Source organism: Aeromonas salmonicida subsp. salmonicida, from assembly GCF_001643305.1.
GTDB classification, from domain to species: domain Bacteria; phylum Pseudomonadota; class Gammaproteobacteria; order Enterobacterales; family Aeromonadaceae; genus Aeromonas; species Aeromonas salmonicida.
This window is the reverse complement of record NZ_LSGW01000057.1, coordinates 1-6,390: the sequence shown is the minus strand read 5'-3', so window position 1 is coordinate 6,390 and position 6,390 is coordinate 1. Positions and strand designations below refer to the sequence as shown.

General features: G+C 55.0%; 7 protein-coding genes. 2 read left to right on the top strand and 5 right to left on the bottom strand.

What is annotated here, in order from left to right:
- Window positions 1-36 precede the first annotated feature (36 nt).
- The 4 genes from AXW79_RS09255 to AXW79_RS09240 form a co-directional block, all read right to left on the bottom strand.
- Window positions 37-1,251: an IS256-like element ISAs3 family transposase gene (locus AXW79_RS09255; RefSeq protein ID WP_011069623.1), complete on the bottom strand. Its 1,215-nt coding sequence runs from the start codon at window positions 1,249-1,251 to the stop codon at window positions 37-39.
- A gap of 209 nt (window positions 1,252-1,460) precedes the next feature.
- Entirely contained in the window at window positions 1,461-1,769 is a 309-nt protein-coding gene (locus tag AXW79_RS23700; protein WP_005321735.1) for a hypothetical protein, read from the bottom strand.
- Entirely contained in the window at window positions 1,770-3,032 is a 1,263-nt protein-coding gene (locus AXW79_RS09245; protein WP_050858119.1) for a relaxase family protein, read from the bottom strand.
- Window positions 3,022-3,438 carry a MobC family plasmid mobilization relaxosome protein gene (locus AXW79_RS09240; RefSeq protein ID WP_005321738.1) on the bottom strand — a complete coding sequence of 139 codons (417 nt, stop codon included), beginning with the start codon at window positions 3,436-3,438 and terminating at the stop codon, window positions 3,022-3,024. Before AXW79_RS09240 ends, AXW79_RS09245 begins: the two co-directional genes overlap by 11 nt.
- A gap of 211 nt (window positions 3,439-3,649) precedes the next feature.
- Here AXW79_RS09240 and AXW79_RS09235 point away from each other — a divergent pair, with 211 nt between their 5' ends.
- On the top strand, window positions 3,650-3,973 hold the full coding sequence (locus AXW79_RS09235; RefSeq protein ID WP_005321740.1) for a hypothetical protein: 324 nt from the start codon (window positions 3,650-3,652) through the stop codon (window positions 3,971-3,973).
- 113 nt (window positions 3,974-4,086) lie between these two features.
- On the opposite strand, the gene AXW79_RS09230 is transcribed toward AXW79_RS09235, so the two are convergent.
- Window positions 4,087-5,061 (bottom strand): replication initiation protein, encoded by a 975-nt coding sequence (locus AXW79_RS09230; RefSeq protein ID WP_005321745.1) that lies wholly within the window; start codon window positions 5,059-5,061, stop codon window positions 4,087-4,089.
- A gap of 374 nt (window positions 5,062-5,435) precedes the next feature.
- Here AXW79_RS09230 and aopP point away from each other — a divergent pair, with 374 nt between their 5' ends.
- On the top strand, window positions 5,436-6,335 hold the full coding sequence (gene aopP / locus AXW79_RS09225; RefSeq protein WP_005321749.1) for a type III secretion system YopJ family effector AopP: 900 nt from the start codon (window positions 5,436-5,438) through the stop codon (window positions 6,333-6,335).
- The last annotated feature ends 55 nt before the right edge of the window (window positions 6,336-6,390 follow it).

Sequence of the window (6,390 nt, the reverse complement as noted above, 5' to 3'; positions counted from 1 at the left end):
GAGCCTGTAAATAATTCTGTGTAACTGCCCACTCCATTACAGGTGACCGTTCAGGCGATCACCGAACTCGATAATAAAGCGATTCAGGGCAGGCTTCCAATTCTGGATTGGCATGGTCCACTTCTTTGAAGCCTGCTGTATCGCGAGAAACGCCACTTTGAGCGCCGACTCATCGGTCGGGAACAGCTTCCTTTGTTTGGTCGCTTTGCGCAGCACGCTGTTGAGTGACTCGATCGCATTGGTTGTGTAAATTACCTTCCAGATGGCGGGGGGATAATCAAACAGCGTGATCAGATTGTCCCAGTTATTCTGCCACGAGCGCGCTATCTGCGGGTACTGGCTATCCCAGCGCTCGCCGAAGGTCGCTAACGCCTGCTGAGCCTCACGTTCCGTCGCAGACTGGTAGATCTGCTTCAGTTCAGCCGTCACCGCCTTGTAGTCCTTCCAGGAGACATAGCGCAACGAGTTGCGGACCATATGGACGATACACAGTTGCACCTTGGTCTGGGGATACTCCACGGCAATGGCATCAGGGAAACCCTTGAGACCATCCACACACGCGAGCAGGATGTCTTCCAGGCCGCGGTTCTTCAGCTCGGTCAGGACCGACAACCAGAACTTTGCCCCTTCGGTCTCGGCCAGCCACAGGCCCAACAGCTCCTTGTGCCCCTCCATATTGATGCCCAGAGCCAAATAGAGCGACTTGTTGATCACCCGCTGGTTCGCGCGGATCTTCAGCACAATGCAGTCCAGATAGACGATGGGATAGAGCGGATCCAGCGGCCGGTTTTGCCATTCGTGGACCTGCTCGATGACACGTTCGGTCACCTTCGATACCAGCCCCGCCGAGATGTCGGCGTCATACATCTCTTTGAACGCGTCCACGATATCCCGCGTACTCAAGCCCTTGGCGTAGAGGGCGAGGATCTGGTCGTCCATCTGGGTCAGGCGGGACTGGCCCTTGCGGACGAACTGAGGCTCGAAGGAGGCGTTACGGTCGCGAGGCGCCTGGATGGTGACCTCTCCGTGCTGGCCTTTTAGGCGCTTGGTGGAATAGCCATTGCGATTGTTGCCGGTCCCGCGGCCTTGTGGAGCGTGTTTCTCGTAGCCCAGATGCTCGTCCATCTCGGCATTGAGCGCGGTCTCGACGGTGAGCTTGATCAGCTGTTGGGTGAGGGTGCCGAGATCTTTTTCAGACTTGATGTCTTTGGCCAGTTCAGCGGCCAGTGCTTTGAGTTTGTCTTGGTCCATTTGCTTACCCACGAAGGTATCCTTTTGAAAAAATTACTTATTCGTGGGCGGTTACACAATTGGATTTACAGGCTCCCCTCCCTCTCTCCGGAATACGCAGCTGCCAAGCAACGCGCTGTGGTCCTACAGTTCAAGTCCTTTATACCGTTCATACTCCAGCGATAACTCCAGCTCTTTGCTCTCCTTGAGCTCCTTGGCCTGCTCGTTGATCACCCCTGCGCGCTCTGCAAGTTCTCCAGCGCCTTGTTCAAGGCGCTGACACTGCTGCTCAAGCTCCCTAGCGCTGCGCTGGTAACCTTGTTCGAGTGCGTTACCCCGCTCTGCAACGTCCGGATCTCCTCGTGCAGGTCGCTGCATAGCTTCCCGCAGCTCCTGAGCGCATCGCTGCACACCTTTTGCAACGCGCTCAAAGAGTGCGCCTGCTGCTGCAATTGCTGCCTCAAGTCCTCGGTTTGTTGTTCGTGCCGCTGTTCGATCTGCTCCAGCTTCGCCAACAGTACCCGCTCCAGTTCTGTCATTTAGCGCACCTCCACGGCCATCTTGCCCACCTCTGTCTTGAACGGAGTCCCCATCTTGCGGGCGATAAGGTAGCGTTTGCCATCCGCCCCCTTGACGTAGCTCACCCCCTTCGGCAACGCGTCCAGTGTGCTCTGGGCGCTGCTGATCTCTTGCCGCAAACTCCGCAACGTCCCCATGTCTTGCTCGATCTGATCCCATATCCAGCTCATGCCAAACCAGCTTCCCATCAGTAACCCCACATCCCCAGCAGCGTGGCTTTGAACCAGACGCTGGAGACCAGTTTCAGCATGTCGGCTTCGTCCTTGACCTCCATCAAGACCGTTTTCAAGGGCCTGCTCGCGTCGTAGATATGCTGGGGCAAGTCCTCGATCTCGTCCCTGATAGCGGTCACGGTTGTATTCAGCTCGCCGCTGATGCGCGTCTGTAAGTCGCTCCTGAGCGTCTCTAGCAGCGCTTGCGCTAACTTCTCCACCTCGCCCAATTCCTGCTCTTGCCGCTGCTTGAGCTTCTCGCTCAAGCGTGCTTTGTGCTGTCCAAGACTCTCCATACAACTCCCCTTTCAACCGGATCGCCTTCGGGTATCCCTCCGGCTTGACGCTGGTGTAATCCTTGCCTGTGCGCGTGATCTCGCACCCTAGCCCCTCTTGCAGGTAGGCCCGCAGTTCGGCGGCATTGCTCACCACCCCTTGCGCGACTGCCCCGATCAGGTGGTCGGTGAGCTGCTTTTTGATGGCGGTGTGGTCTGTCACGGCCTTGTACGCTTCAAAATCTGGCCGCAATAGCCGCGCCCTGAGCGGGTCGTCTGGCCGCGCCCATCCCTTTTCGTGGTTGTGCTTGTCCCTCACCGCATCGAAGTCTTTGCGCTGCCCTGGCGGGGCCGGATTGAACGATTTACCGCTCCCCAGGTGAACACGGGGGATCAGGATGTGCACATGCACCCCGCCATCCGCTTCGGCGTGTTCGACAGCGGTCAGGTGCACCTCCTCCCGCGCCAGTCCGGCAAATGCCAGCGCCTCGAAGTCGTCCAGCACGGCGCTGATCTCGTCCGGTCGCGGGGCCTCTTCGGCAGCCCATGAGATCACTGCACTGCTATAGCGCTGCTGAAAGGGCAGCGAGTCAGCCACCGCCGCGAACAGCACCGGATCCCCTCGCAGTACTGCCACCCCTGCCCGTGGCGCCCCTGTGTGATCGTGCGGCCCCATGAGGTAGGCCGAGGCGCGGGCACCGCTGCCCGTGCCGTGGGCAAGGAATTTAATGTGCATCGCTCTCCCCCTTGCGGTTCGGATTGGGGGGCGGCGGCAACTGGGGCAGCAGGTGCGCGGCCTGCCCCTCGATACTGCGAAGCAAGGCCAGCACTTCGACCACTTGCACTTGCACTGGCGCACCGATCAGCCGGCACTCGTTCAGGGCGCGGGCGATCTGGTTGAGGTTGTTGCTCATCCCTGCCAATTGCCGCATCAGTACCGGATCCGCATCGTGGCTGGTATCGCGCACTCGGACCGCTCGCTTGCGCGGGGTCGGCAGGTGCGTTTGCTGATTGGCATCGATAGCCCCCCTGATCCAGTCCGACAAACTGAGGTCTGACGCCAGCGCCTTCTCTCGCCATTCGGCGGCGGTCGGCTTGTCTATCCGCACGCTGACGGTGGTCGTTCTGGCCGTTTTGGTCACGGTGCCTCCGGTGTTTTTTGTGTGGGGATTGAAGGGGCGAAGCCCCTCACCAGCCCCGTATTACTGTGAGCCGCGAAGCGGGCGAAACAGTAATACGGGTAGGCTGGCTAAAACCAAGGTAGCATAAAAGTAGGGGCTGAAAAAAATTGACAATTACCGTTACAGTAACGAATATTTAATTATCGTCACAGTGACTAAAATTGGAGTGGCTATGAAGGACAGCACCGACAAGGGAACGGGGGATATGTTTGGCGAGAAGCGTGGCCGGGGTAGACCCAAGACCGGAAACGCCAAGACGGGAGCAGAACGTCAGGCCGCCTTTCGTGCCAAACAGCAGGAGAGTAACGTTACTGTAACGATAAATCGGGAACTGCTGGAAGGACTAGACGCCCAGATGCAGGCAATCAGGGATGGCGGTTCAGTCTTGGTGCTGACATCGGAACAGGCGGGCGAGAGCTTGAAGGCCATACGCAAATCAAGCCTAAAGCAGCTCCGTGGACAACGCCCCCGCCCACAGGGCAAACCCACGGCCTGATGGACGGCCTACGGTTCGGGCGCTTGCCCACATCGCCAAGGTTCCCTCTCGATGATCTCTTGAAAGGGAAACGCCCCTTACGGGGCGCTGTTATCTGATAAGGCTTGTTTCGATCACTCACGATCACGTTTGAGATATAGGCTTACTGTACTGGACGAGATTTGCAGATCCTCGGCGATATCGCGGTTGCTGTAACCCATAGCTTTGAGCCTGATCACCTCGGGAAGCAAGTCATGGCGAGCCTTACCACTGTTACTTGGCCTGCCGCCGCCCTTGGATACCTTACCGCCCTTAGCCCCTCTATGTGCTTGCACCTGGCTAAACCCTGCGGGGGTAAATCGGTTCCATACCCAACGGGCAATGCTCTTGGCCGTGGCCTTGATCTCCGACACGGGCAGCGGGCCGCCCTGCTCCCGCCCAAACGCATTGGAGCAATCACAAGCAGCTCTCACCGCATCGGCCCAAGCCTCGTACCCGTTAGGCCGCCAGTACTCTCTAACGGCGCTGTAGGCCCATTCACGCACGTTATCGAACACCGTGACGTTACGCCCCAGCCCACCGACCTCTCTGCGACTGCGGCGGCTATAGGCCGCCAACTCCGCATCAGGGCAGAACTCCGCCAGATAGTCGAGGCTAAACGGCTCGGAGTGGTGCCATATTGTCCACCAATCGCCGTGTACGGGGTTTTTTGTGATGAGCCCTGAGTACCCCATATCCGCCCCCAGCCGCTTCGCTAGAACGTGTTCTATGGCCGCCAGGTAGCGCAACGGCTTTTGCTTGGCCGCACAGGTACGGGCCACAACAGCCTCAAGATAGTACCCATAGTGTGCATGGCTGTTCTTGGGGTTGAACGTGATCCAGTTCGGGGCAGGTAATCCCGCATCCTTCCACGCCTCATAGCCGTCTGAGCTGTCCACATCGAACACCAGACAGGCCACATGCGGCGGCGGGTTGTGTTGGATATGGCGATAGGCCAGTGCGGTCGCTTGCGGACGGATAAGCAGCCCCTGCGCCGGATCATCGGTGCAGTAGGGACGACGAGGGAGACGTTCGACAAAGGCAGCAGCTTGACGCGCTGGTTTTACCATCGGACACCGCGCTTATTGGCGGTGCTGGCTTGTTTGATGTGATCCATGTGGTATTCTTGTTCCTGTGATTAGGTCACGACCCCGAACTCTCTGGATCTTCCGCCAAGTTGATAAACAGAGATTCGGGGTTTGTTTTTTATAGACAGTACGTTACACGCCATCCAACAGGAAATCCATTGCGTCCTTGATAACGTCCGTCACTACCTCCCCAAGCAGCGCCAGACGCCCCCTGCCATCTCAAAAACGGCTGCGTACCACGATGTCTGAAAGTGATATATTTATGATATTAAAAATAAAACCCAAAAATTTAATTTTATTTAAAATTGATGCTCAAAATTCCGTTTTGAAATGACAATGTGAAAAAGGAAGGCGTTATGAATATACCCCCCATCCATATAAAAACCGACCTAACCAACCAAGATGAAAAAACCACAATCCAAGAGGCAACTAAAGAAGAATTGCAACTTTTGATTGCAACCATGGAAAGAGAGTTGGCTAGCGGTGAGTTTTTCACCTCACATGAAAATTACGCCAGCATAGATCTAGGTAAAATGCCATTGCTTATCGAGGCAGCCAACAATAAGCATGTGGGGTTAAATTTGAATTTTGTGTCGAACCCAATAGACTTACCTAGTGAGATAGGAAGAGCCATATCCAACGGAAAAGAACAATTCAGATACGTGGTAAACATGGGTGAGTCAGGAATTCATTTTGCTGCAATTGACTGCAAAATGGTAGATGGTAAGCTCTCATTGCTTCTTATGGAACCAGCTAATCTAAATAGCATGGGGCCAGCTATGTTAGCAATGCGCGTATCGTCATGTTTAAAGAGAGAGGCGGAAATAATTCCTAAACCTCATTTCTGCATAGCAGTGATGGATATACAAAGAAGCAATTCAGAATGTGGGATATTCAGCGTTGGTTTGGCAAAAAAAATGTTTTCCGAGAGAGCTCCACTGGATGCGCTCCATGAGGAAATATTATCAGAAAGGTTACCAGACGGAATGAAGTGTGATGTTCTTGAAGGTGAAGCTTTAGACAGATTACTCCCACCTACTTTTTACAAACATGCACAATCTCAACGTAGATTGGATCAGTACATAAGAGCACACCCAGATGGTAATGACACGTCTGTAAATAAAAAAGGAGAACTTCTTTTAGACAGGGCAAAGAGGCTCATGGTGCCAGTAGATGAAAAACTTATATCATCCTCCATTCATCAAAAACGAATCATGGAATACTCTGCAATTTCTGATGACGGAAAATCCGTTTGATACATCCAATGGGAAGGGGAAAACAAGCCCCTCCCTGAGCCTGTAAATAATTCTG